This is a genomic window from Streptomyces sp. JLBG701 (assembly GCF_058544905.1).
On record NZ_CM178588.1, the window covers coordinates 5,395,992 to 5,417,128 of the forward strand.

Sequence of the window (21,137 nt, forward strand, 5' to 3'; positions counted from 1 at the left end):
GGCGACAAGCTCATTTCCATGACCGAGAGCTTCCGCCGCAGCGGCGAGTACGAGCACCCCGAGAACGCCTACCAGGGCGACCAGCAGCACGCGTACCCCCAGCAGCAGCACGCCTCCTCCCCCGTGAACCCCGAGTGGCCGCCCCCGCCGGCGCACCAGCCGGCCCAGCCGGTGACCGTCGAGCCGGGCACGACCGTATGGCCGGGGCAGGCGGCGCAGGCTGGTTACAGCGGCGACGGTGGTGACGGCCACGGCGGCGGTACCGCTGTGCTCACCGCGCTCCCCGCTGAGCCCGCGGAACCGGCGGAGCCCTCGGCGAAGAAGAAGCGCACCCGGGGCCCGCTCGCCCTCCTCGCCGCCGTGGCGATCGTCGCCGCGGCCGTGGGGGGCGGCACCGCCTACGGCATACAGGAGCTGACCGGCAACGACTCGGTCTCCTCCAGCTCGACCAGCACCACCGTGGTGGCGTCGAGCAAGAAGGGCACGGTCGCCGGGGTCGCCGAGGCGGTCAGCCCGGCCATCGTCGAGATCAGCGCGACCTCGAACGCGGGCGAGTCCACCGGTTCCGGCGTGATCATCACCAGCGACGGCGAGATCATCACCAACAACCACGTCATCTCCGGCGCCTCCGAGATCAAGGTCTCGACGAGCGACGGCAAGAGCTACACCGCGCAGGTCGTCGGCACCGACGCCAAGAAGGACCTCGCGCTGATCAAGCTGGAGAACGCCTCAGGCCTGACCGTGGCCACCCTCGGCAACTCCGACGGTGTGCAGGTCGGCGACGAGGTCGTGGCGATCGGCTCCCCCGAGGGCCTGACCGGCACCGTCACCAGCGGCATCGTCTCGGCCCTGAACCGCGACGTGACCGTCTCGACGGACGAGAGCCAGAGTCAGAGCCAGGGGCAGAGCGGCGGCAGCGGCCAGTGGCCGTTCGAGTTCGGCGGCCAGGAGTTCAACGGCGACACCGGTTCCTCGACGACGACGTACAAGGCGCTCCAGACGGACGCGTCCCTCAACCCCGGCAACTCCGGCGGCGCGTTGATCGACATGGCCGGCAACATCATCGGCATCAACTCCGCGATGTACTCCGCCGCCGACTCCACGTCCTCGTCCAGCGCGGGCAGCGTCGGCCTCGGCTTCGCCATCCCGATCAACACCGTCAAGTCCGACCTGGCCACGCTGCGGGCGGGCGGCTCGGACAGCTGAGTCCTTTCGACCAAGAGCAAGAGCACGAGGGAGTACGTCATGATCAAGCAGGTTTCGCACACGGTGGCCGGTACCGACGCGGCCGGGTTCGCCCTGGCCCTTGAGGTGGCGTACGAACTGCACCCGCCGATGACGCGGGCGCCCGAGGTGGCGGCGCCCGCGGCGGTGACCCGGCGCGGCACGACCGCCAAGGCCCGCAGCCGCCGCCGTAGCGTGGCACGAGGCTGATCCAGCCCCAGGGACGCCCCTTCTTCACGCCCCAGCCGGGAACCATGCGAGGCTGAAAGCGTTCACTACGTTCAGCCCCCTGTTGTCCCACCGCACCCGAGGATCCGAAGCCCATGAGCCCCGCCGATGGCGACCGTGACCCCCAGCGCATCCTGATCGTCGACGACGAGCCGGCCGTGCGCGAAGCACTCCAGCGCAGCCTCGCCTTCGAGGGGTACGACACGGAGGTCGCCGTCGACGGCGCGGACGCGTTGGAGAAGGCGACCGCGTACCAGCCCGATCTGATCGTCCTCGACATCCAGATGCCGCGCATGGACGGCATGACCGCCGCGCGCCGCATGCGTGGGGCCGGCACGACCACCCCCATCCTGATGCTGACGGCCCGCGACACGGTCGGCGACCGCGTGACCGGCCTGGACGCGGGGGCGGACGACTACCTGGTCAAGCCGTTCGAGCTGGACGAGCTGTTCGCCCGTATCCGCGCGTTGCTGCGCCGCAGCTCATACGCGGCAGCCGTCGGCGGCACCGCCCAGGAGGACGAGGCTCTGACTTTCGCCGACCTCCGCATGGATCTGGCGACGCGGGAGGTGACGCGGGCCGGACGGCCGGTGGAGCTGACCCGCACGGAGTTCACGCTGCTGGAGATGTTCCTGGCGCATCCGAGGCAGGTGTTGACGAGGGAACAGATTCTGAAGGCGGTGTGGGGGTTCGACTTCGAGCCGTCGTCGAATTCGCTGGATGTGTATGTGATGTACCTCCGCCGCAAGACCGAGGCGGGCGGCGAGCCTCGGCTTGTGCACACGGTGCGTGGGGTGGGGTATGTGTTGCGACAGGGTGGGGCGGAGTGAAGAAGTCCCCGGCCCGCCGGTTCCGGGCGCTACCGATCCGGTCGCGACTGGCGATGCTTGTCGCTGCGGCGGTGGCGTTCGCGGTGGCGGCGGTTTCGGTTACCTGTTGGTTCATTGTGCAGGGGAAGTTGTATGAGCAGGTGAACAACGACCTGCAGAAGTCGGTCATGCCACGGCTTGAGGACCAGGCCACGCAGGCGGTCAACAACTGCACCCAGCAGACCTCGCAGGATCCCCGCAACGGATTCCGGGACTCCTACGCCCAGGTGGTCACGGAGGACGGAAAGACCTGCGTCCTGTCGTACTCCGTCGGCACGATCAAGGCCACCCAGAGCGACAAGGACCTGATCAAGAAGGGGGACGGCGATCAGGGCTTCTTCCGCAACGGCACCGACTCGGACGGCGACGACGTGCGGGTCCTCGTGCTGCCGGGATTCACGATCACCAACAAGACGACGTCGACCACCACCAACGCCGCGATTCTCTTCGCCCTCCCGCTGAAGAACACCCAGTCCACGCTCAACGACCTTGCCCTGATCCTGCTCCTCGTCTCCGGCATCGGAGTCATCGGCGCCGGAGCCGCAGGCCTGGCCGTGGCCCGCGCGGGTCTGCGCCCCGTCGACAAGCTCACCGAGGCCGTCGAACACGTGGCCCGCACCGAGGACTTGAGTGTCCGCATCCCCGTGGAGGAGGACAGCGAGGACGAGATCGCCCGCCTCTCCCGTTCCTTCAACTCGATGACGTCGTCGCTGGCCAACTCCCGTGAGCTGCAGCAGCAGTTGATCGCGGACGCGGGCCACGAACTCCGTACGCCGCTCACCTCGCTCCGTACGAACATCGAACTCCTCACCCGCAGCGAGGAAACGGGCCGACCGATCCCGGCCGCCGACCGCAAGGCACTGCTGGCGTCGGTGAAGGCACAGATGACGGAACTGGCGTCACTGATCGGCGACTTGCAGGAACTGTCCCGTTCGGAAGGCCAGCGGGGCGAGCGCGTCCAGGTGGTCTCGTTGCAGGACACCGTCGAGGCGGCCCTGCGCCGCGCGCGGCTGCGGGGACCCGAGCTGACCATCACGGCGGACGTACAGCCGTGGTACGTACGGTCGGAACCGTCCGCCCTGGAACGCGCGGTGGTCAACATCCTCGACAACGCGGTGAAGTTCAGCCCCGAGGGCGGCACCATCGAGGTCCAGCTCAACCACGGCATCCTGACGGTCCGCGACCACGGCCCCGGCATCCCCACCGAGGAACTCCCCCACGTCTTCGACCGCTTCTGGCGTTCGCCGAGCGCACGGGCGCTACCCGGCTCGGGCCTGGGCCTGTCGATCGTCGCGCGTACGGTCCAGCAGGCCGGCGGCGAGGTGACGCTGGCCCGCGCGGAGGGCGGCGGCACGGTGGCGACGGTGCGGTTGCCGGGGGCGTCTACGCCGCCGCCGGAGGCGGCGTAGCCGGAGGTCAGCGGGTAGGCGCCCGGGGGGTAGGAGTGGCCGGGTGGGCTTACGCGTCGGTACTGGTGGCGTGGCAGTTGGGGCCACGCCACCAACCCGCGATCAGCTCAGCTTCCCCATGGCTGTAGCTCGACTTGCGCCACACAGCGGCAACCTTTTCCCCACGGGCTACGACAAGCAAGTGACTTGAGACCCCCCTCACTTGAAACGGACGTACCCGTGAACGACACCGACACCCGCAGCAGCGCCAAGGCTCCCGCCCGGCACCGGAGACGGAAGACCGCCCTCGTCGTCGGTGTTCCCCTCGCCCTGACCTCCGCCGGGGCCATGGCCTATGGCGCGGTATTCGGGGTTTTCGGGGACGATGCTCAGCCGACGGCGTCCGCGGCCACCGCGCCCGCCTGGGCCACGGCCACCGCGGACGGGTTCGCCTCCGTCAACGCCCTTGGACAGAACGGGACTTACGGCGGACGGGACGGCGCGACCGTCACCGTGAAGACTCTCGCCGAGCTCGAGAAATACGCTACGGCCTCCGAGCCCTACGTCATCGTCGTCGCCGCTGCCATCAACATGGACCCGGTCGGGAAAGAGATCAAGGTCCAGTCCAACAAGACCATCGTCGGGGCCGGGACGGCCGGGCACATCGTCGGTGGTGGGTTCTTTCTCGGCGCCGGCGTTCACAACGTCATCATCCGGAATCTGACCATCCGGGACGCCTACCAAGGCGTCTGGAACGACAAGGAACATGACTTCGACGCCATCCAGATGGACGGTGCCCATCACGTCTGGATCGATCACAACGATCTTCGGCACATGGCCGACGGGCTCATCGACAGTCGCAAGGACACCACCTACCTCACCGTGTCCTGGAACAAGCTGAGCCAGGAGAACAAGGCCTTCGGCATCGGGTGGACCGAGAACGTCACCGCGGACATCACCATCCACCACAACTGGATCCGCGAGACCGAGCAGCGCAACCCGTCCACCGACAACGTGGCCCACGCCCACCTCTACAACAACTACCTGGAGGACGAGGCGGGGACCACTATCAAGTCCTCCTACGGCAACTACTCCCGCGGCGCGACCAAGATGGTCCTGGAGAACAGTTACTTCCAGGGCGTCAACAACCCCGTCATCAAGGACAGCACCGCGAGCATCGTCCAGAAGGGCAACACCTTCGTCGGCACGAGCGGGCGCAACGAGAGCGGAGGGACCGCCTTCGATCCGAAGACGTACTACAGCTACACGCTCGACAAGACGGCGGATGTACCGGCGCTACTCAAGTCCGGTGTGGGGCCCCGGAGTTCGATCGGTACGACGGCCACCACGACCGCTGCCGCCGCGACCACGCTCACCGTCGCCAAGGACGGCAGCGGGCAGTACTCCACGGTGCAGGCCGCCGTGAACGCCGTACCGGTGAACAACCCCTCCCGCGTCCTCATCTCCGTCAAGCCGGGCACGTACCGCGAGCTGGTCAAGGTGCCCTCCAACAAGCCCCACGTCACCATCCAGGGCAGCGGCAGCAGTCGTAAGGACACGGTGATCGTCTACAACAACGCCGCCGGTACCACCAAGCCCGACGGTTCGGGCACCTACGGCACCCCGGGCAGCGCCACCGTCTCCGTCCAGTCCGACGACTCCCAGCTGCGCAACCTCACCGTCACCAACGACTTCGACGAGGCCGCCCACCAGGACATCGCCAACCAGGCGGTCGCCCTGCTGACGTCCGCCGACAAGATCGTCCTCGACGGTGTCATCGTCAACGGCGACCAGGACACCCTGGAGTTGGAGACCGCCGCGAAGGACGCCCTCGGCCGCGTCTACATCACCAACTCCTACATCGTCGGCAACGTCGACTTCGTCTTCGGCCGCGCGACAGTGGTCGTGGACAAGTCCGTCATCACCCTGAAGAAGCGCTGGAACGGCACCTCGGCCGGCTACGTCACCGCCCCGAGCACCCCCGCGAACCGCAAAGGCATCCTGATCAACCGCACCACCATCAGCGGCGACGTGAGTGCGAACAGCTTCTTCCTCGGCCGCAACTGGCACGCCGGCGGCGACGCGGCCCTCGACCCGCAGACCACCGTCCGCAACTCCACGCTGAGCGCCGCCGTCAAGGCCACCACCCCCTGGTCCGACATGGGCGGCTTCTCCTGGAAGGACGACCGGTTCGCCGAGTACAAGAACACCGGCGCGGGTGCGGGTGCCGCGAGCGGCGACCGCCCCCAGCTGACCGACGCCCAGGCCGCCGACCAGGAGGTCGCGGACTGGCTGGGCGACTGGACGCCGTCGGCTGCCTGACCTCGCGTATCGGAGGTGGGACGGTCGTGCGCGAGGGCCGTCCCACCTCCCGGCTCAGTGGAAGCCGAGCATTCCGGGCGAGTCGATGTCGACGGTGAGGAAGCCCGGCGGATAGTCGCCCTCGCGCCCTGTGAGGATGATGGACATTCCCCCGGTCTCCAGATGCGGCGTGGCCACGTAGACGACCTGGCAGGTGTCAGCCCCGCCCCACCCGTCACGCACCATCCCGCCCACCGTAACGGCGGCGGTCTGCCCGAGCGGGTCGATGTGGATTCCCTGCAATGCGAGCAGAGCAGCTCCGACGCCTGCGTCCTTCTCCTCGGCCTTCATGAGGCAGAGCGCTGGGACGTGCAGCCGGTCGCCGGGAGTGTGCGCGACGTTGTCCGCCAGTCGGTGCAGGGCCTGATGGCCCTGAGCGAGCGCGAGAGCCGCGCTCGTGTCGAGGATGATCACGCAGCGCGCTCCCGGAGGGCGCGCGCCTTCTCCGCGGCCATCGCGTAGATGTTGGCCCGCACATCGGGGCCGTTGTCGAACTCCTCGTCGGTGAGCGTGCAGCCCATGCGCTCTCGCAGTATTTTGCGGGTCGCCGCCACCCGCTCCGCGATCTGCTCCGCCGTCGGCTGCTCCGAGGCCAGCTGCTCGACGAGCTGCCCCAGCGTCATCCCCCGCTCCTTGGCGACCTGGGCGAGATGATCGCGGGCCTGCCGGGACACCTGGATGGTCGTGTTCTCTGCCATGGTTCCACCATAATCCGATTACGGCCCCCTGGCGTCGCCGAAGGCACCCGCTTCACCCGAACGTGCAGTCTCCTTGCTCAGCCACATCCTTCTGCCAGGTCCAGCACAGCGCCCCGTCACACATTGCAGGGATGGCGCGGAAGATTCTGCTGGCCGACGACGACGAGGCCGTGAGGGAAGGGCTCGGGCGGCTGCTCAGGTTCGAGGGGTACGAGACCGTGCTCGCCGGGGACGGCCGCACCGCCCTCGATCTGATCGGGGTGCCGGAGAGCGAGCCCGATCTGGTGCTGATGGACGTCACCATGCCGTTGCTGGACGGGCTGGCCGCGACGCGGCGGATCCGGGCCTCCGGTTCCCGCGTGCCGATCCTGATGATCACCGGGAGGGCCGCGGTGGGCGACCGGATCGTCGCCCTCGACAACGGCGCCGACGACTACCTGATGAAGCCCTTCGCGACGGAGGAACTACTCGCCCGGGTGCGGGCGCTGCTGAGGCGCAGCCCTGAGCGGGCCCCCGCCCCCGGTCTCTCCTCCCCCGGTGACGGGCTCGCCTTCCAGGACGTCGCCATGGACCTGCGGACCCGGACCGTCACCCGTGGCGGTCATCCGGTCGACCTCACCAAGACCGAGCACTCGCTCCTTGAGTACCTTCTGCAGAACCCGGGCAAGGTGCTCAGCCGCTCGCAGATCCTCAAGGACGTCTGGGGCTTCGACTTCGAGCCGACGTCCAACACGCTGGACGTGTACGTGATGTACCTGCGCCGGAAACTGGAGAGCCGCGGCGAACCGCGGCTCATCCACACCGTGCGGGGACTCGGATACAGCCTCCGCGCTCCTGCGTGATTTACCTGGTGGGCAGCCTCAGGATCATCGTCTCGTCCGGTGCCGGGACCGTGCGGAGGATCATGGTGGCGTCCGACGGTTGTGCGGTCAGCGCCGCCGTCTCGGGAAGCGGGCCCGCCAGGCGGGCGTACGCGCCTCCCCTCGCCACCAGTTCCGCGTGCGTGCCCGTCTCGACCAGGCGGCCGCCGTCGACGACCAGGATGCGGTCGGCGTCGGGGGCGAGGCTCAGGTCGTGGGTGATCATGATGGTCGTACGGCCGGACATCAGGCGGCGGAGAGGTTGGATCACCTGGCGGGCCGCTACCGAGTCGAGTCCTGCCGTCGGTTCGTCCAGGACCAGGACCGGGGCCTCGCGCAGCATCGCCCGGGCGATCGCGATCCGTTGCAGCTGGCCGCCGGAGAGTGCCGCCGTGCCGGGGGCGATCTCGGTGTCGTAGGCCTCGGGGAGGGCGGCGATGAAGTCGTGCGCCGCCGCTGACCGCGCGGCTCGCTCGATGTCGGAGTCCGTCGCGCCCGGGCGGCCGCACTCGATGTTCTCGCGGATCGTGCCGTTGAGGATCAGCGTCTGCTGCGGGAGCAGGGCCACGTTCTCGCGCAGGAATTCCAGCGGTACGTCGCGGAGGGGGACGCCGTCCAGGCAGATCACGCCCGCTGAGGGGTCGTAGAAGCGGGTCAGGAGTTTCGAGAGGGTCGACTTTCCTGCTCCGCTCGCGCCCGTGACGATGACCAGCTCGCCGGGGCTTGCGCGGAAGGTGACGTCCTGGACCGAGTCGCGAGGTGCGCCCGGGTAGCGGAACGTCACGCCGTGGAAGCTGACCCAGCCGTGGACGGGCCAGGCGTTGACGGGTTCGGCGGGGTCGCCGACGGCCGGGGTGGCGTCCAGGATCTCGTTGATGCGCTGGGCGCCGGCGGTGGCGGCGGTGAGGGTGAGGCCGAGCTGGCCGAGGTTGCGGACCGGCGGGTAGAGGTAGCCGATGAAGGCGGCGAAGGCGAGCAGCGCGCCCAGGGTCATGCGGTCGGCGGAGATCTCCCACACGCCGAGGCCGATCACGGCCAGGACGCAGAGGGTTTCCACCACCTCCACGAACTGCTCGTACATCTCGCTCAGGCGGGCACCTCGGACCGACGCCTTCATCCACGCGCGGGCCTCGCGGTCCAGGCGCTTCTCCTCGTCGCGGCGGCGGTTGTACGCCTGGGTCAGCACCACGTTGCCCAGGGACTCCTCGACCACCGAGGTGATCGCGCCGTCCGCGACCCGCTCGTCCCGCGAGGCCTCCCTGATACGGCCGGAGAAGCGGCGGGCTGCCAACAGGAACAAGGGCGCCAGGACGAAGGTGGCCAGGGCCAGGTCCCAGCGGAGGTACAGGGCGGCGCACGAGTAGAACACGGCAGCGAAGGCGGCCGAGACGGTGCCGACCACGCCGGACACGACCATCTGCTCGATGGCCTCGACGTCACCGGTGAGGCGTTCGACCAGGTCGCCCTGGCGGTGCTTCTGGAAGAAGTGGGGTGGCAGGTCCTGGACGTGTCCGAAGACCTTCGCCCGCAGCCGCAGGACGAATCTCTCGGCGGTCCAGGTGGCGAGCGAGTTGCCCAGGTAGCCGACGAGCGCGCCGAGTGCGGCGACGCCCAGCCAGGCGGCGGCCGGGCCCCAGAACTCGGAGAGTGAGCCGGCCTCCAGGGCGTTGTCGGTGAGGTACGCGAACAGCAGGATCGCGGCGGTCTCGGCGAGCGCGGACAGCACGACGCACGCGACGATCGTCGCGAGCCACTTGCGGTCGCCGCGGGTCAGCGGCCAGAAGCGGCGGAAGGCCTCGCGGGCTTCCCTCATGGTCAACAACTCCCTTCCATGGTCAACAGCTCTCTACGGACGTGGCCGAGGCGGGGCCACCGGGCGAGTCGTGCTCGCTAACCGGTGACCCCGCCTCGCGGTGTTCTGCGTCAGCCCTTGTGGGCGACCGGGCGGCGCTTCGGGGTGACCTTCTTCGCGGCCTTCTTCTTGGCCGGAGCGGGCTTGGCGGCCTTCTTCACGGGGGCGATCTTCTTGAAGCTCATGTCTGTGTCCCTTTCTGCTGCGGTTCTGCAACAGTCCCTCTACCGATCTGCTGCAATTGCCTATGAATTACGACTGTTAATTGTTTGCCGGCGCGTTTTACTTATGGCCTACCGGGCGGCGCTTCGGGGTGACCTTCTTCGCCGGCTTCTTCTTGGCCGGAGCGGGCTTGGCGGCCTTCTTCACCGGGGCGATCTTCTTGAAGCTCATGGCTGTCTCCTTTGCCTTCGTGTCGTTCGCGCTGCTCGCTTCCGACATGGAAAACACTACGACATTCGCGCAGAAGAAAAAGCCAATTCCGCTTAGAGGTTCCTGAGTTGATGCTGTGGGAGATTCATATTCAATTCGCGGAACCGAAACACCGCTTACACAGAATTTAAAAGCACAAAAAGGGCCCGGTGCCGACTGGCACCGGGCCCCTGAGCAGGGAAAAGCCGCTGTTACTGCACGACCGTGATCCGGTTCGCCGCAGGCGGCGTGATCGGGGTCGTGGCCGTGGAGTTGGCCGTCAGGTAGTCCGCGAGCGCGGCCAGGTCGTCCGTGCCGACCAGGTCGTTCGTGCCCGTGCCCAGCGTGGTGAAGCCGTCGCCGCCGCCCGCGAGGAAGCTGTTCGTCGCGACGCGGTAGGTGGCGCTCTCGTCGATCGCGACACCGTTCAGCTTGATGGAGTCGGTCACGACACGGTCGGCGCCCGTCTTCGTCAGGTCCAGCGTGTACGTCAGACCGGAGGACGGCTGCAGGATCTTCGGCGAGGCCAGGTTGGTGCCGCTCACCTGCTCCTTGAGCACCTGGATGAGCTGGGTGCCCGTGAAGTCCTGCAGGTTCACCGTGTTGGAGAACGGCTGCACCGTGAAGCCCTCGGCGTAGGTCACCACGCCGTCGCCCTCACTGCCCTTGGCCGCGTACGTCAGACCCGCTCTCACCCCGCCGGGGTTCATCAGCGCGAGGTCGGTCTCCGGGTCCAGCTCCTTGCCGTACGCCAGTTGCGCGTCCGCGATCAAGTCGCCCATCGGGGACTCGGTGCCGGAGTTGGCGATGTCGGCGGAGATGTAGCCGATGGCGCGGTTGCCGACCGGGGCCGCGAGGGTGTTCCACTTGGCGATCAGCTCGGTCATGTCCGTCGCCTTGGCGACGGTCCGGGTGACCACGTGGTTCGCCGACGCGACGGACGTACGGGCGATGTCGCCGGTCCAGCGGTCGTACGTCAGCGTCGTGTCCGTGTACAGGCGGCCGAAGGACGCGGCCGAAGTGACCGTGCGCGGCTTGCCCGACGGGTCGGGGATCGTGCAAGCGTACGCCGCGTGCGTGTGGCCGGTGACCAGCGCGTCGACCTTCGGCGTGATGTTCTTGGCGATGTCGACGATCGGGCCGGAGATGCCGGTGCCGCCGGTGCCGCAGTCGTAGTTGTAGGCCGACGAGGCCGGCAGGCCGCCCTCGTGGATCAGCGCGACGACCGACTTCACGCCCTGGCGCTCCAGCACCTTGGCGTACTTGTTGATCGTCTCGACCTCGTCCTTGAAGTCGAGGCCCGCGACGCCCTCGGCGGAGACGACGCCCGGGGTGTCCTCCAGGGTCACGCCGATGAAGCCGACCTTGACGCCGTTCTTCTTCCACACCCAGTAGGGCTTGAGGATCGGCTTGCCGGTCTTCTCGTCGAGGACGTTCGCCGCGAGGTAGGGGAAGTTGGCGCCCTCGAAGGTCTCGCCGTCGTTGTAGCAGCCGTCGACCGGGTGGCAGCCGCCGTTCTGCAGACGGGCCAGCTCCTTGGCGCCCTCGTCGAACTCGTGGTTGCCGACCGAGGTGACGTCCAGGTCGAGGCCGTTCAGCGCCTCGATGGTGGGCTCGTCGTGGAAGAGGCCCGAGATCAGCGGGGACGCGCCGACCATGTCGCCGCCGGCCGCCGTGATGGAGTACGCGTTGCCCTTACGGGCCTCGCGCAGGTGGGTCGCGAGGTACTCGACACCGCCCGCGTCGATCGTCTTCGTCGTACCGTCCGCCTGGAGTTCGGTGACCCGGCCGGAGGAGCCGGACGGCGGCTCCAGGTTGCCGTGCAGGTCGTTGAACGACAGCAGCTGTACGTCCTGGTAGCGGCTCGGCGTGTGACCGCCGGGCTTGCCGCTCGCGCTGGCCGTCGCCGGTATCGCGGCGGCGAGGGCGCCCACGGTGACGAGGCCGGCCGCGCCGGCGAGGAGAAGGTGAGTCCGGCGTCTACGGCGGTGCTGCGGCTGGGTCGTGGCTGGCATACGCCCCCCTGAGTGTCTGCTGATGAAGTGGCCCCGTCCGGCCGCAGCCTAGAGTCAACGCGCGTAGCGCGACAGGGGGTTCTTGGTTACATCCTGGTTTCCCTTTGCAGCCGCTTTGCCTGATCCTCGGCTTACCCTCATAGACATGACCAGCGACGACACGGCACGGGCGGCCCACTCCCGCTCCATCGACACCCTCACCTCGCTCTCCCCCGAGCAGGCCGCGGCCGTCCTCGGACTGCTCGCGGACGCCGCCGACGTGGACGGACAGCAGGCGGTCTCCGAACAGGGGCGCCTGCAACTCCGTGGCGGAGAACGGCCGGGGGTCTCCCATCTCCTCCTGCACGTCGACGGCGAACTCGTCGGCTACGGCCAGCTGGAGGACACCGATCCGGTGGAGGCGCCGGCCGCCGAACTCGTCGTCCACCCCGACCATCGGGGGCACGGGCACGGGCGTGCGCTCGGCGCCGCGCTGCTTGCCGCGTCCGGGAAGCGGCTGCGGGTGTGGGCCCACGGAGGGCACTCCGCCGCGCGGCATCTCGCCCAGGTGCTCGGGCTCTCGCTCTTCCGTGAACTGCGGCAGATGCGGCGGCCGTTGACCGACATCGACCTGCCCGAGCCGGTACTGCCGGAAGGGGCGAGTGTACGGACCTTCGTCCCCGGAGCGGACGACGCGGCGTGGCTCGCCCTCAACGCCGAGGCGTTCGCCCACCATCCCGAGCAGGGCTCTCTGACCCAGCGTGACCTCGACGACCGTAAGGCCGAGGCATGGTTCGACCCCGCCGGCTTCTTTCTCGCCGAGCGGGGTGGCGAACTCGTCGGGTTCCACTGGACGAAGGTGCACTCGGCGGAGAACCTCGGCGAGGTGTACGTCGTCGGTGTGCGGCCGGGGGTTCAGGGGGGCGGCTTGGGCAAGGCGCTCACCACGATTGGCCTGCGGCACTTGGCTGGGCTGGGGCTGCCCAACGTGATGCTCTACGTCGACGCCGACAACAAGGCGGCCGTGTCGGTGTATGAACGGCTGGGTTTCTCGACCTACGAGACGGACCTGATGTACCGCACGGAGGCGTGACCGGCGCTGCAGCCAGACCTGGGGGCTCCCCCCCCCCAGACCCCCAACGTATGCCCACCCACCACCCGTCTCGGTCCGCCCAAGAGTGAACCTCGCCTCGGGACCCCGACCGGAGCCACGAGGCGCGCCCCCACCGGGTGGGTGGGGGCTAGGGACGGCCGCCCTCGCGCTCAACCGCCCGACAAGCTCAGCCTCGCCGCCCCCTTCCGCACCCTCTCCGCCCCGCAAACCCCCCACACCACCGCTGCCCCCACCAGCACCACCACCCACCGCTCATGCGCCGCCCCCCACCGCTCGTCCAGCACCGGCACGAACAACGCCCAGTCGTCCGGGAGTAGCAGCGGAGTAAGTACCGCCCCCGCCAGCACCGCCGTCGCGACCAGTGGGCCCGGTTCCGGTTCGCCGGTGAGGCGGACGGCGGTCGCCGCGGCGGCCAGGGCGACCGTGAAAGTGGCCGCCGCTTCCAAGGTGACGTCGCCGACCGGGGGGCGTACCTCCGCCGGGATCAGGAGGACCGCCGCCGTCCACCACAGGGCGGCCACCGGGGTGACGAGGGCCGCGCGGAGGGCGTTGCGGGTCCAGCGGGGGGTCGGTACGGGGGTGGTCGTGTGCCGGGCCGGGTCGTCCAGGAGGAAGGCCAGGCCGAGGGCGAAGGCGAGCATCGCGGCCCGTAGGAAGGTCAGCGCCCACCAGGGGTTCGGCTCACCCCCGGCCAGCCGCTGGGCCCCCGCGAGCAGCAGCCCCACCGCACCGGCCGCGCTCAGCACCCGCCACGGCAACGTCCGGCTGACCGGCACCACCAGCGCCGTCACCCCTCGCACTTGTCCGCCCCCTCCGGCACAGCCACACCCAGCAGCTCAGCCGCACGACTCGTCTTCACCTTCGCCGACGTCAGCTCGGCCCAGTTCTGCTTGACCTTCGCCGCGACGGTGTCACGCGGCTGCTTCAGGAGCTCGACCACCACATCCGTCTGCCCCGCCGTCATGGACAAGGGGTTGGTCTGCGACAGGACGATCGCGGAGCCGCTGAGGCTGTCGTCGAGGCGGACGTTGCTCAGGGAGGTCAGCGGGTCGGGCCGGCCGGCCATGCCCAGCCACATGATCGTGACCATCCGGCCGTCGCACTCCAGGTCGCCGCCCGCCTTCTCGCTCCCCGTGACCAGCACCGCGGCGACCGCCGCCGAGAACTCGGGGACGCGGTTGCCGTCCCACGACGTGCCCACGGTCACCTCGTTCGGCGTGCTGGACGGTTCCAGCGCGGAGTCGCTGTCCAGGCCGTAGCGGGCGTCGATCCGCTGCCGTATGAGCAGCTTCTGGCCGCTCGCGCTGCCGCCCGCCAGGGACTGCACGGAGTCCACGGTCGCCGCCCAGGTGGGGGTGCGGGACATCCACTCGGGGAAGGCGCAGTACGTCGAGCCGCCGTGCGTGGCGCACTTCTGCACCTTCGCCGGGTTCACCGACGCCAGTTCGCGGGCCGCGATCAACTCCTTTGAATCGCCTGCCGATTGAGCGACCGCGCCCGTGAGGGTGAGGGCCAGCGCACCGGCCAGCGCGCCCGTGATGGTCGCCGTGGCCGTCCTCGTACGGCCGCCGCTGACCAGCACCGCGGCGAGCGCCAGGAACAGCGCGAGGCCCGTGAGGTACAGCGCGTGCGCGGCGGCGGGGCGGCCCAGGAGGTCCGAGGGGTAAGTGTTGGAGCTGGCCACGCCGACCGCCGGCGTCAGCCACTTCGTCCAGCCCTCGCTCACCCCGGCGCTCACGCCCACGAAGAAGAAGAGGCAGAAGACGGCCAGTAGCGGTGCCGCGATCGCCGACTTGATCAGCCGGCCCATCAGTACGCCGAACATCCCGCACAGCAGGACCGTCAGCGGGCCCACGAGCAGTTCGCCCGGGGAGGCGTGCCCGACGGCGCCGGCCTTCATGGCCTCCCGTCCTATCTGGGCGTACACCAGCAGTGCGGACAGCACGGCGGCCGGGACCACCGACAGGGCATGGGCCGCTGTGCGCTGCCAGGGGCTCAGGACCAGCACGGCGAAGTGGCGTTCCGTGTCATGGCGCTTGGAGCGCAGCACCGCCAGGTTCACGGACAGCAGGACCGCGATGCCGACCAGGAGCGGCACGCTCTGGGTGGCGCGGTCGGCGTCCTGGAGGGCCGGGAAGTCGTCGGTGGACTTGCCCGTGGTGTAGACGATCCAGGCGGCGTGGACGAGGAAGGCGAGGACGACGGGGATGCTCAGCAGCAGTCTGCGCGTCTCGAAGCGGGCGAGGGCGAGCACGGCCCGCGTCGTGCGGCGCGGCTCCGACGTCTGTACGGCGGCCTGGGTCGCGATCGTGAGCGTGCTCATGCCGCCACCTCCGCATTCTCGCCGTCGAGGGTGAGCAAGTAGCCGTCCTCCAGGGTGGGTTCGAGGAGTTCGGCCCCGGGCGGGGGATCCCCTACGTTGCGGAAGGACCCGGTGCCGGTGCGCCAGCCCGCCTTCGCGCCGGGGGCGCGCTCGGTGCTGGTCCACACCCGGCCGGCCGCCCGTGCGGTGAGTTCGGCGGGGGTGCCCTCGAAGCGGATGCGGCCGCTTGCCATGACCAGGACGCGGTGGCAGAGCATCGCCACGTCCTCCGTCTGGTGGGTGGAGAGCAACACCGTACGGCCCTCTCCCGCCTGTGCGATCAACTCCCTGAAGCGCATGCGCTGTTCGGGGTCCAGGCCGACGGTCGGCTCGTCCATGACCAGGAAACCGGGGTCGCCGACGAGCGCCGCGGCCAGCGCGACCCGCTGCCGCATACCGCCGGAGAGCTTCTTGATGCGCTTGCCGCGTACGTCGCCCAGGTCGACGGCGTCCAGCACCCGCCGCACCTCGCGGTGGCGGTCGGTCCGGTTGGTCAGCTCCTTGAGGATCGCCACGTAGTCGACGAACTCGAAGGACGTGAAGTCCGGGTGGAATCCGGGGGTTTGGGGCAGATAGCCGAGGTGGCGGCGTACCTCCTGGCGGCCCGACACCGTCTGCGGGTTGTGGTCCAGGACGGTGAACGTGCCCTGGTCGGCGGGGACCGCGGTGGCGAGCACCCGCAACAGGGTTGTCTTTCCCGCCCCGTTGGGGCCCAGCAGGCCCGTGACGCCCGGCGTCAGGCTCAGCGACACGTCGTCGAGGGCGCGTGTACCGCCGTAGCGGAGGCTCAGCCCGGAGGCGGAGACGGTGGGGGTCATGCGGGGCTCCCGTTGAAGAGGTCGAAGCGGTCACGGATGAGGTAGAGCAGGCCTGCGGCGAGTGCGGCCACGGCCCCGGCCGCGCCCTGTCCGGCGGCGGTGAAGGGTGCCAGCGTGCCCTCGCTCGCCGCGTGCGTGGCGAACAGCAGCGCGACCCACGCCCCGCCGACGACGGACGGCGCGACCACCGGCCCGAGCCGGGGCGTCAGCGCGAGCCCGGTCGCGGTCAGGGCGAGCGCGGGCAGCAGCCAGGCAAGGGCGCGCAGGCCGTACGCCGGCATGGCGAGGCTCGCCAGGACGTTGAGGCCGAGCCCGGTGGAGAGCACGGCGACCGTACGGATCATCAGCAGCCTGAACCCGTGCACCGGCGAGACGACGGCCATCTCGTACGTCGGGTCCAGCGCGGGCCCGTACGACAGCGCGACGCCCGCCAGCGGCAGGAGCGGTGCGAGGGCGAGGAAGAGGGTGGGCGATTCGGTGACCGGGGCCGAGTTCGTCACCAGGACGGTCAGGACGAGCACGCCGACGACCGCGCCGAGCCACGAGCGGCGCAGGACCGGCGTGGCCGCGAGCAGCCGTGCCGTGTGGTCGGCGACCCCGAGCCGCAGCAGCAGCGACTCGAACAACCCCGGTCGGGGCGCGTCGAGTTCGGCGTCCAGCCGCTCCCAGCCGACGTCGAGGGCGACCGGGTCGCCCACCTCGGCGAGGGTCGCCCGGCACCGCGCGCAGGCGGTGAGGTGGGTGTCGGCGGACCAGAGGGCGGGGGCGGTCAACTCGCCGTGCGCGTAGGCCCGTAGGTCCTCTTCAGGTACGTGCCAGGTCATGCCAGCGCCTCCCGCAGTTGCTTGCGGGCGCGCATGGCCCGCGTCTTGACCGTGCCGGGCGGTATGCCGAGCAGAACGGCCGCCTCGCGGGTGGTCAGCCCGTCGATGACCGTCGCCTGGAGTACCGCGCGCAGCTCGGGTGAGAGCCGGACCAGGGCGCCCGCGAGGTCCCCGTGCTCAACCCCCGCGAGCACGCGCTCCTCCGCGGACGCCTCGTCCCGGTGCCGCAGCCGCGCCAGCGCCTGCCGCATGCGCCCCCGCGCCCCGTCGCCGCGCAGCGCGTCGACAAGGCGTCGCGACCCGATGCGCCACAGCCACCCGGCCACATCGCCGTCCTCGCGATAGCGGGCCTTGCCCCGCCACACCGCGAGGAACGTCTCCTGTACGACGTCGTCGACGAGCCCGGGGTCGGCGCAGCGGCCGCGCAGCCGGGCGGCGAGCCACGGCGCGAACCGCCGGTACAGCTCCTCGAAGGCGCGCCGGTCCCCGTCCGCCGCGATGGCCCGCAGCAGCTCCCCGTCGCTTCTCGTTTCGCTCACGTCACCTCATCGCACGGGCCCCGCCGATCGGTTCACACGTTCGCACGCGAATTTCCGGCTTGACTTTCGGATCACTCTTCCACCACCCTTTCACTACTCAATTAGTGAAAGGGTGGTTGTCCGATGGTCGAGTACCGCATCGACCGACACAGCGGCGTGGCCACCTACGTCCAGATCGTCCAGCAGACGAAGCAGGCGCTGCGCCTCGGGCTCCTTGAGCCGGGCGACAAGCTGCCCACGGCCCGCGAGGTCGTCGAAGCCACCGCCATCAACCCCAACACCGTCCTCAAGGCCTACCGCGAGCTGGAGCGGGAGGGCCTGGTCGAGGCACGGCGTGGCCTCGGCACCTTCGTCCGCCGCGGCCTGAGCACCGCCCCCGCCGACTCCCCCCTGCGCGCCGAGCTGGACGCGTGGGCGGAGAAGGCGCGTGCGGCGGGGCTGGGGCGCGAGGACGTGGCCGCGTTCTTCACCGCCGTACTCGACACGCACTTCGCACTCGATGAGCACCTTCAGGGAGACCCGTCATGACCGACACGGCCATAGAGGCCGCCGGCCTCGGCAAGCGCTTCAGCATGCGCGGCAAGGCCTGGGCGCTGCGCGACTGCACGTTCAAGCTGCCCGCCGGGCGCGTCTGTGCCGTCGTCGGCCACAACGGGGCGGGCAAGTCCACGCTCCTCGCCCTCACCGCGGGGCTGCTGGCCCCCACCGAGGGAACGGTCACCGTCCTCGGCACGCACCCGGCCGCCGCCCGCCCCCGCGTCGGTTTCGTCGCCCAGGACAAGCCGCTGTACCCGCAGCTCACGGTCGCCGAGACGCTGCGCGTGGGCGCCGACCTCAACCCTGACCACTGGGTCGCCGCCGTCGCCGAGCGCATCGTGGCCGCCGGCGACCTCGACCCGAAGAAGCGGATCCGCTCGCTCTCCGGCGGCCAGCGCACCCGCGTCGCCCTCGCCCTGGCCCTCGCCAAGCGGCCCGAACTGCTGCTCCTGGACGAGCCGATGGCCGACCTCGACCCGCTGGCCCGGCACGAGCTGATGGGCCTGCTGATGGTGGAGGCGGCCGAGCGCGGCACCACGATCGTGCTGTCCTCGCACGTGGTCGCCGAACTGGAGGACTCCTGCGACCACCTGCTCCTGATCGGCGACGGCCGGGTCCGCCTCTCCGGCGACCTCGACGACCTGCTGGCCGCCCACGCGCGCGTGAGCGCACCGGCGGAGGCCGATCTCGCCCCGCACACCGTCGTCGAGTCCCGCACCACCGGCCGCCAGCTCACCGCGCTCATCCGCCCGACCGGCCCGCTGACCAGCGACTGGCAGACCGGCGCCCCCTCCCTGGAGGAGCTCGTCCTCTCCTATCTCCGCAATCCCCAGGCCCCCGCCCAGACCACCCCGGCCAAGACCCAGGAGAACGCCGCGTGACCGCCGTGATCACCGCCCGCACGACAAAGGGGCAGCCGTCCGCCCGGCCCGCCCTGACCCACTGGATGCTGCGCCTGCACCGTCCGGCGCTGTACGTCTGGACCGGGTTCGTGGTCGTGGTCGCCGGCGCGCTGCTGTGGCTGCGGGGTCCGCTCACCGACGCCTCGGCGGCGGCGTGGCGGCAGTGGGACGCCTGCCAGGCGGAGGTCTGCACGTACGACCAGGACTCGATCCTGCTCTACAAGGACATCTACGAGTACACGACCTACGCCGTCCTCGCGATCCCGTTCCTGGTCGCCGCCTGGACGGGCGCCGCGCTCATCGGGCGCGAACTGGAGTCCGGCACCGCGCAGTTGGCCTGGACCCAGTCCATATCCCCGGTCCGCTGGCTCGCCGCCAAACTCACGCTCCCGGCCGCGCTGATCACCGTAGGCACCGGTCTGCTGGTCCTGCTGCACCGCCTGGCCTGGACGGCGGGCGAGGGCAGGATCGGCTCCGCCAAGAGCTGGTACGACGCCCCGACCTTTCACGCCAACGGCCCCACCACCATCGCCCTGGCCCTGGCCGGCCTCGCCCTCGGCACCCTCGTGGGCCTGCTCTGGCGCCGCTCGCTCGCCGCGCTCGGCACCGCGGTCGCCGCCCTCGCCGGGCTGTGGACCGCGCTCGTGCTGACGCTGCCCCATCTGTGGCCCCCCGTCACCAGCGTCGGCGGCCTCCGCGCCAACGGGGCGCCGGGCGTGGGCCTCGACGTCTCGGACGGCATGCTCACCTCCACGGGCGCCCGCATCCCCAACCCGTGGTGCGGCAGCACCGTCTCCACGGGGTGCGACACCCTCTACGCCAAGCTCGACGCCGTCAGCTTCTACCGCGACTACCACCCGGCCTCCCACTACTGGCCCCTCCAGCTCACCGCGTCGGCCCTCCTCCTCGCGGTCGCCGCGCTGCTGGTCCTGGTCGCGTTCCGCCTGCTCAAGCGCCGGACCACCGGAGCCACGCCATGACCCGGACCGTGCTGCGGCTGCACCGGACGGCGCTGATCGTGTGGGGTGCCTTCGTCCTGGGCTGCGTCGGCGGCCTGGTGTGGCTGACCGAGGTCACAGCGGGCTCCGTCCGCGAAGCCGTCGCCGCCTGCGAGGACGCCCCGGGCCTGTGCTACCTGCCCGTCGGTAGCCACTACTACGAACCCATGGGCTGGATCAGCACCTTCATGTACTACAGCTTCTGGGCCGTCGCCGCCTGGACGGGCGCCGCGCTCATCGGCCGCGAGCTGGAGTCCGGCACCGCACAGCTCGCCTGGACCCAGACCGTCACCCCGACCCGCTGGCTGACCGCCAAGCTCACCCTGCCCGCACTGGCGATCGTCCTCGGCGGTGCGCTCTTCGTTCCCGTCTTCCGCTGGGCCTGGTCGGCGAACCGGGACCTGATGGGCGACGACTGGACCTTCGCCGACGTGTTCGCGGCCCGTGGCCCGGCGGTCGTGGCGTACGGCCTGTGCGCCCTCGCGATCGGCGCACTGACCGCGATCGTCCTGCGCCGCCCGCTGCCCGCGCTGGGAGTCTCGGTCGCCGTGATGGTGCTGCTCAACCAATACCTGGAGAAGCACCGCACCGACCTCTGGCCCACCCGGCGGAGCTCCGGGCACTCCAACAGCTGGTGGCAGGTCGGGAAGGGCACCGACTCCGGCGGCCGCTACACGATCTACCACCCCCCGTCCCATTTCTGGCCCATGAACCTCGTGGAGACCGGCATCCTCCTCGCGATCGCCGCCCTGGCCACCTTGATCGCGTTCCGCCTGCTCAGGCGCCGTACCGCCTGAGCCCCAGGATCCGCTTACGTCCCTCCACGGGGGGAAGGGGCGTAGGCGCTCTTCCCCGCGTACGTACTCTTCGTACGCGGGGATCTGCTGTCTCCTACGAAGTCGCCGGTGCCCTAAGGGCCTGTTCTGAGTTCCCCGCCTGCGCCCCGACGCCCGGCACGCACGCTCTCCGCGCGGACGACGGGGAACTCAGAACAGGCCCTGGACGCCCGGGGGCCGCCCTCCGATATCCCGCACGCCATGTCGCCGTAACCATTGGTTCAGACGGGCTTGCGACGCTCACGGAATGAAGCCAGCCGTGCCGGAGCCCGCGCAGCCCTCCGAGGGTGCCGCGAGGAACGGGGAGGTCGTCAACCTCGCT

General features: G+C 70.1%; 20 protein-coding genes. 11 read left to right on the top strand and 9 right to left on the bottom strand.

Annotated elements, in window-relative coordinates:
* Nucleotides 1-18 precede the first annotated feature (18 nt).
* From AC5DRG_RS24755 to AC5DRG_RS24775, 5 genes are all read left to right on the top strand, one after another.
* Entirely contained in the window at nucleotides 19-1,206 is a 1,188-nt protein-coding gene (locus AC5DRG_RS24755) for a S1C family serine protease (protein ID WP_491812827.1), read from the top strand.
* Between the two features lie 39 nt (nucleotides 1,207-1,245).
* Complete coding sequence (locus AC5DRG_RS24760) at nucleotides 1,246-1,434, top strand: hypothetical protein (protein ID WP_491812828.1); 189 nt, start codon at nucleotides 1,246-1,248, stop codon at nucleotides 1,432-1,434.
* A 113-nt stretch (nucleotides 1,435-1,547) separates the two neighbouring features.
* Nucleotides 1,548-2,282 carry a response regulator transcription factor gene (locus tag AC5DRG_RS24765; RefSeq protein WP_491812829.1) on the top strand — a complete coding sequence of 245 codons (735 nt, stop codon included), beginning with the start codon at nucleotides 1,548-1,550 and terminating at the stop codon, nucleotides 2,280-2,282.
* Between the two features lie 53 nt (nucleotides 2,283-2,335).
* Entirely contained in the window at nucleotides 2,336-3,730 is a 1,395-nt protein-coding gene (locus AC5DRG_RS24770; protein WP_491813141.1) for a HAMP domain-containing sensor histidine kinase, read from the top strand.
* 219 nt (nucleotides 3,731-3,949) lie between these two features.
* Complete coding sequence (locus AC5DRG_RS24775) at nucleotides 3,950-6,031, top strand: pectinesterase family protein (RefSeq protein WP_491812830.1); 2,082 nt, start codon at nucleotides 3,950-3,952, stop codon at nucleotides 6,029-6,031.
* A gap of 54 nt (nucleotides 6,032-6,085) precedes the next feature.
* Here the strand turns inward: AC5DRG_RS24775 and AC5DRG_RS24780 are convergent, their stop codons facing one another.
* A complete protein-coding gene (locus AC5DRG_RS24780) occupies nucleotides 6,086-6,484 on the bottom strand; it encodes a PIN domain-containing protein (protein WP_491812831.1) in 399 nt (132 codons plus the stop codon).
* Entirely contained in the window at nucleotides 6,481-6,768 is a 288-nt protein-coding gene (locus AC5DRG_RS24785) for a hypothetical protein (RefSeq protein WP_491812832.1), read from the bottom strand. Before AC5DRG_RS24785 ends, AC5DRG_RS24780 begins: the two co-directional genes overlap by 4 nt.
* Before the next feature lie 131 nt (nucleotides 6,769-6,899).
* Here AC5DRG_RS24785 and AC5DRG_RS24790 point away from each other — a divergent pair, with 131 nt between their 5' ends.
* The gene (locus AC5DRG_RS24790) at nucleotides 6,900-7,610 is read left to right on the top strand and encodes a response regulator transcription factor (RefSeq protein ID WP_491812833.1); all 711 of its coding nucleotides are present in this window, start codon (nucleotides 6,900-6,902) and stop codon (nucleotides 7,608-7,610) included.
* Nucleotide 7,611: 1 nt separating this feature from the next.
* Here AC5DRG_RS24790 and AC5DRG_RS24795 read toward each other — a convergent pair whose 3' ends face one another.
* Together AC5DRG_RS24795 and AC5DRG_RS24800 are read right to left on the bottom strand one after the other, a co-directional pair.
* Nucleotides 7,612-9,441: an ABC transporter ATP-binding protein gene (locus AC5DRG_RS24795; RefSeq protein WP_491812834.1), complete on the bottom strand. Its 1,830-nt coding sequence runs from the start codon at nucleotides 9,439-9,441 to the stop codon at nucleotides 7,612-7,614.
* A gap of 662 nt (nucleotides 9,442-10,103) precedes the next feature.
* Nucleotides 10,104-11,906 (bottom strand): bifunctional metallophosphatase/5'-nucleotidase, encoded by a 1,803-nt coding sequence (locus AC5DRG_RS24800; RefSeq protein ID WP_491812835.1) that lies wholly within the window; start codon nucleotides 11,904-11,906, stop codon nucleotides 10,104-10,106.
* Between the two features lie 145 nt (nucleotides 11,907-12,051).
* Between AC5DRG_RS24800 and mshD the strand changes: the two genes are divergently transcribed.
* Nucleotides 12,052-12,978, top strand: coding sequence for a mycothiol synthase (gene mshD / locus AC5DRG_RS24805; RefSeq protein WP_491812836.1), 927 nt, complete (start codon nucleotides 12,052-12,054; stop codon nucleotides 12,976-12,978).
* Between the two features lie 170 nt (nucleotides 12,979-13,148).
* On the opposite strand, the gene AC5DRG_RS24810 is transcribed toward mshD, so the two are convergent.
* From AC5DRG_RS24810 to AC5DRG_RS24830, 5 genes are read right to left on the bottom strand one after another with little or no spacing between them, the layout of a single operon-like run.
* Complete coding sequence (locus AC5DRG_RS24810) at nucleotides 13,149-13,799, bottom strand: ABC transporter (RefSeq protein WP_491812837.1); 651 nt, start codon at nucleotides 13,797-13,799, stop codon at nucleotides 13,149-13,151.
* On the bottom strand, nucleotides 13,787-15,322 hold the full coding sequence (locus tag AC5DRG_RS24815; RefSeq protein WP_491812838.1) for an ABC transporter permease: 1,536 nt from the start codon (nucleotides 15,320-15,322) through the stop codon (nucleotides 13,787-13,789). The genes AC5DRG_RS24810 and AC5DRG_RS24815 overlap by 13 nt, the downstream gene beginning before the upstream one ends.
* Nucleotides 15,319-16,179 (bottom strand): ABC transporter ATP-binding protein, encoded by an 861-nt coding sequence (locus tag AC5DRG_RS24820; protein ID WP_491812839.1) that lies wholly within the window; start codon nucleotides 16,177-16,179, stop codon nucleotides 15,319-15,321. Before AC5DRG_RS24820 ends, AC5DRG_RS24815 begins: the two co-directional genes overlap by 4 nt.
* On the bottom strand, nucleotides 16,176-17,003 hold the full coding sequence (locus AC5DRG_RS24825) for a cupin domain-containing protein (RefSeq protein ID WP_491812840.1): 828 nt from the start codon (nucleotides 17,001-17,003) through the stop codon (nucleotides 16,176-16,178). The genes AC5DRG_RS24820 and AC5DRG_RS24825 overlap by 4 nt, the downstream gene beginning before the upstream one ends.
* Nucleotides 17,000-17,542 carry an RNA polymerase sigma factor gene (locus AC5DRG_RS24830; protein ID WP_491812841.1) on the bottom strand — a complete coding sequence of 181 codons (543 nt, stop codon included), beginning with the start codon at nucleotides 17,540-17,542 and terminating at the stop codon, nucleotides 17,000-17,002. The genes AC5DRG_RS24825 and AC5DRG_RS24830 overlap by 4 nt, the downstream gene beginning before the upstream one ends.
* A 123-nt stretch (nucleotides 17,543-17,665) precedes the next feature.
* Here AC5DRG_RS24830 and AC5DRG_RS24835 point away from each other — a divergent pair, with 123 nt between their 5' ends.
* The 4 genes from AC5DRG_RS24835 to AC5DRG_RS24850 are packed head-to-tail and all read left to right on the top strand — an operon-like array spanning nucleotide 17,666 to nucleotide 20,776.
* The gene (locus AC5DRG_RS24835) at nucleotides 17,666-18,070 is read left to right on the top strand and encodes a GntR family transcriptional regulator (protein ID WP_491812842.1); all 405 of its coding nucleotides are present in this window, start codon (nucleotides 17,666-17,668) and stop codon (nucleotides 18,068-18,070) included.
* Nucleotides 18,067-18,960: an ABC transporter ATP-binding protein gene (locus tag AC5DRG_RS24840; RefSeq protein ID WP_491812843.1), complete on the top strand. Its 894-nt coding sequence runs from the start codon at nucleotides 18,067-18,069 to the stop codon at nucleotides 18,958-18,960. Before AC5DRG_RS24835 ends, AC5DRG_RS24840 begins: the two co-directional genes overlap by 4 nt.
* A complete protein-coding gene (locus AC5DRG_RS24845) occupies nucleotides 18,957-19,961 on the top strand; it encodes an ABC-2 membrane transporter-related protein (protein ID WP_491812844.1) in 1,005 nt (334 codons plus the stop codon). The genes AC5DRG_RS24840 and AC5DRG_RS24845 overlap by 4 nt, the downstream gene beginning before the upstream one ends.
* Nucleotides 19,958-20,776: an ABC-2 membrane transporter-related protein gene (locus AC5DRG_RS24850; RefSeq protein ID WP_491812845.1), complete on the top strand. Its 819-nt coding sequence runs from the start codon at nucleotides 19,958-19,960 to the stop codon at nucleotides 20,774-20,776. The genes AC5DRG_RS24845 and AC5DRG_RS24850 overlap by 4 nt, the downstream gene beginning before the upstream one ends.
* The last annotated feature ends 361 nt before the right edge of the window (nucleotides 20,777-21,137 follow it).

Excerpts from the sequence above, each read along its gene's own strand:
- AC5DRG_RS24755 (WP_491812827.1), top strand. The coding sequence starts at position 19 with ATGACCGAGAGCTTCCGCCGCAGCGGCGAGTACGAGCACCCCGAGAAC.
- AC5DRG_RS24770 (WP_491813141.1), top strand. The coding sequence starts at position 2,336 with ATGCTTGTCGCTGCGGCGGTGGCGTTCGCGGTGGCGGCGGTTTCGGTT.
- AC5DRG_RS24795 (WP_491812834.1), bottom strand. The coding sequence starts at position 9,441 with ATGAGGGAAGCCCGCGAGGCCTTCCGCCGCTTCTGGCCGCTGACCCGC.
- AC5DRG_RS24850 (WP_491812845.1), top strand. The coding sequence starts at position 19,958 with ATGACCCGGACCGTGCTGCGGCTGCACCGGACGGCGCTGATCGTGTGG.
- AC5DRG_RS24800 (WP_491812835.1), bottom strand. The coding sequence starts at position 11,906 with ATGCCAGCCACGACCCAGCCGCAGCACCGCCGTAGACGCCGGACTCAC.
- AC5DRG_RS24840 (WP_491812843.1), top strand. The coding sequence starts at position 18,067 with ATGACCGACACGGCCATAGAGGCCGCCGGCCTCGGCAAGCGCTTCAGC.
- AC5DRG_RS24760 (WP_491812828.1), top strand. The coding sequence starts at position 1,246 with ATGATCAAGCAGGTTTCGCACACGGTGGCCGGTACCGACGCGGCCGGG.
- mshD (WP_491812836.1), top strand. The coding sequence starts at position 12,052 with ATGACCAGCGACGACACGGCACGGGCGGCCCACTCCCGCTCCATCGAC.
- AC5DRG_RS24825 (WP_491812840.1), bottom strand. The coding sequence starts at position 17,003 with ATGACCTGGCACGTACCTGAAGAGGACCTACGGGCCTACGCGCACGGC.
- AC5DRG_RS24835 (WP_491812842.1), top strand. The coding sequence starts at position 17,666 with ATGGTCGAGTACCGCATCGACCGACACAGCGGCGTGGCCACCTACGTC.
- AC5DRG_RS24820 (WP_491812839.1), bottom strand. The coding sequence starts at position 16,179 with ATGACCCCCACCGTCTCCGCCTCCGGGCTGAGCCTCCGCTACGGCGGT.
- AC5DRG_RS24790 (WP_491812833.1), top strand. The coding sequence starts at position 6,900 with ATGGCGCGGAAGATTCTGCTGGCCGACGACGACGAGGCCGTGAGGGAA.
- AC5DRG_RS24785 (WP_491812832.1), bottom strand. The coding sequence starts at position 6,768 with ATGGCAGAGAACACGACCATCCAGGTGTCCCGGCAGGCCCGCGATCAT.
- AC5DRG_RS24765 (WP_491812829.1), top strand. The coding sequence starts at position 1,548 with ATGAGCCCCGCCGATGGCGACCGTGACCCCCAGCGCATCCTGATCGTC.
- AC5DRG_RS24815 (WP_491812838.1), bottom strand. The coding sequence starts at position 15,322 with ATGAGCACGCTCACGATCGCGACCCAGGCCGCCGTACAGACGTCGGAG.